5 protein-coding genes are annotated in these 2,472 nt (G+C 37.7%); all 5 read right to left on the bottom strand.

What is annotated here, in order from left to right; all coding sequences use genetic code 11:
* The coding region (locus tag AAV90_RS08320; protein WP_207642033.1) for a helix-turn-helix domain-containing protein at positions 1 to 210 on the bottom strand (210 nt) is incomplete at its 3' end.
* A 65-nt stretch (positions 211 to 275) separates the two neighbouring features.
* Positions 276 to 593 (bottom strand): hypothetical protein, encoded by a 318-nt coding sequence (locus AAV90_RS08315; RefSeq protein ID WP_046497600.1) that lies wholly within the window; start codon positions 591 to 593, stop codon positions 276 to 278.
* Positions 594 to 807: 214 nt separating this feature from the next.
* Positions 808 to 1,566 carry a hypothetical protein gene (locus AAV90_RS08310; protein WP_157609521.1) on the bottom strand — a complete coding sequence of 253 codons (759 nt, stop codon included), beginning with the start codon at positions 1,564 to 1,566 and terminating at the stop codon, positions 808 to 810.
* A gap of 143 nt (positions 1,567 to 1,709) precedes the next feature.
* Positions 1,710 to 2,144 (bottom strand): hypothetical protein, encoded by a 435-nt coding sequence (locus tag AAV90_RS08305; RefSeq protein ID WP_046497594.1) that lies wholly within the window; start codon positions 2,142 to 2,144, stop codon positions 1,710 to 1,712.
* A gap of 95 nt (positions 2,145 to 2,239) precedes the next feature.
* Positions 2,240 to 2,472 (bottom strand): DUF4367 domain-containing protein (locus tag AAV90_RS14455; RefSeq protein WP_157609525.1); only part of this gene is annotated, 233 nt, incomplete at its 5' end.

Genomic DNA, 2,472 nt, shown 5'->3' with positions numbered 1-2,472 from the left:
CTCCAGGAACTGTTCCATTTCCTCGGGAGTCATGTCCAGGTATTTATACACTGTTGTTCGGGATAGATCCAAACGCCGGGATATCTGACTTATGTTAAAATGTTTGGCTTTTAGGTCCTGGATATCTAAATACATATTCCACCCTTCTGCTACGTTCATTTCTTCCTCCTCTGCTATGATCAAAGCTGTTTTTATTTCCAGCTCAATCATAGCCTTTTTGGAGGATTGTGGTAAATACTGTTCATTCTTATTTGTTGTTTTCTGTCCAATTTAGTTTAGCGGTTACACCTGTCAGTTGGTGGTTCTTTTTGCATTTCTATTGCCTTCTGAGAATAACAAGTTTTGTAATAATTCAATTCATCCAATTTCCCATTTTCCTGGTTTACAGTGGCAATAGTGATGTTCATGTCATTGACCCCGACTGCCTTACTTAATTCCTGTCCCAACCGTAAATGTACCTCATTTCGGTCTTTTGATAAAAAGCCCTTTATATTATCAAAAATACCACCGTAGACCGCAGGGAGTTTTATTCCAAACGCAATAAGGCAAATCACGAAGGCCATAATAACTAGAGAACGCTTCTTGATATTCATTTGAAACCTCCTTTCAAGCATTAAAATGTTAGGCTTCTCGTATCAACCAAGGGCCAGTACAGATCGTCACAGTCAACGTTTCCTGTATATTCGCCCTTAATGTGCATCCCCTATGAAATCCCGTATATTGGTTTTTCAAGATCACCCATGCGGGAGGAAATTAACCAGTTTCCTCCCGCATATATTTTGATTTTAAGCTAATATTCGCCAAACCTTAAGGTATCATCGGTTTTCCCGAGCTTTTATCATCGAACGGCAACGTGTATTTTAACGCATCAAGCTGTTCTGTTAATTTATTCATTACATCTGAAAGTTCATAGGCTTTAAGGTTATCCATTTTCATGAATCCAGGTCTTAATGATATTGGAATAATGAACTCTTGGTTGCTGGCCGTACGTACATAAAAAGCATCAAACTGGAATGGTATTATAAATCGTATGTGTTGTATTTCAAGAGGATCTTTAATATCATTTTTCAAAATTACGTCCGATATGCTATCAAAATTAGACGACATTCTAATCATATCCTCAGATAACCCTGAGTTTAGCAAGCAAGGCTCCCATTTTCCATTGTATTTACCAATCGTACAAGTCGTAATAATTTCACCGTTATTATTCATTAATGGATATTCCCAGAAATAGTTTAATAAAGCATCTTGTAAATTTCCTCTTCCGTCAGTGATAGAATTCATATCAACATAATAAACTTTATATGGTACTCCTACCTTTTTTGGTGAATTATCGCCAATGATCTCCGGATTGCATATACTTTTATCTTTGGCAATACATTCTACAGCCCAATCTATTCCAGGTTCAATTTGATTGGTAATACTATTTTTTTCGTTATCGTAATCAATTGTATCTTCTAGCATTATTTGTGATACTTTATCTTTCATTGCATATGTTTGCTCAATATGTAGTCCTGCAATAACTATAGTTATCATAATACATGCAATTAATAACTTTTTCCTCACACTCATACCCACCTTCCACATTATTTCCAAAATACGCAAGCACAGAATCCCCATGTGTTTACATAATAGTTATAAGTACAAGAGTGCCCTAGTCCATCAGCTGGATCATTGTATATTGCTTTCCCTACCAACGATAATTACAGTTAATAGATCTTTACGTCAGAATAAGCTGATTTGCTTTCCAGCAGATTGCCCGCAGCATTATACACCTTAGCGGTAGCACATACCCGGTAGGTGCCATGGACAACGTAATAAGCTTCTTCTATACCAGCAACGGATTGCCCGGTTGATGATGCAGACCAAGACTTAATTGTACTCCAGCCATTGCCGGTGGATTTTTCTAGTTGAACTGTCAATCGGGTGGTATGCGAACGGTCATAAGCTGAAGCATGTCCTATAGAGGTAGCTTTGCCCGATGAGTTGATCGACAAGCCCGCATTTAACAAGGAAATGTACGTAAATTGGGGTGTTATTACGTTTTGTTTCCCTGTGCACCCAGCACCTTCTGTAGCCAGTGCTGGAACGGAACAGAATACGGTCATCAGGATAAGAATTCCCATGCATATCATTTTTCTCATTAAAAAAGCCTCCTTAAAATGTCTTTCATAAATAAAAGACAACTAAGAAGGCTTCCTGCAACAAATTTTTTCTACTTTTTTCAAATTTTCCTTAGCTAATCTATATATCTTACTCCTTCGGCTATTTCTATTGCCGTGTCTTTTTCCATCTGTCCCCGAATGATGCACATATGGTCATGCATGGGCCATATGATTGTAAGCATAGCATTTTTGATAATAAGCTTTCCTTCATGTCCGTTGATATTGACCGTCTCAATGGAGGAAGCGTTTTGCGTATCCAACTGAGACTGGCTGTCTTCGTTTAATTCCATGTAAGTAATAAGTAAAC

The organism is Syntrophomonas zehnderi OL-4 (assembly GCF_000983115.1).
In the GTDB taxonomy this organism is placed as follows: domain Bacteria; phylum Bacillota; class Syntrophomonadia; order Syntrophomonadales; family Syntrophomonadaceae; genus Syntrophomonas_B; species Syntrophomonas_B zehnderi.
This window is presented reverse-complemented; position numbering and strand designations above follow the sequence as displayed.

What these genes read in the sequence shown, in the direction of transcription:
- AAV90_RS08315 (WP_046497600.1), bottom strand. Translation starts at nt 593, where the DNA reads ATGAATATCAAGAAGCGTTCTCTAGTTATTATGGCCTTCGTGATTTGC.
- AAV90_RS08305 (WP_046497594.1), bottom strand. Translation starts at nt 2,144, where the DNA reads ATGAGAAAAATGATATGCATGGGAATTCTTATCCTGATGACCGTATTC.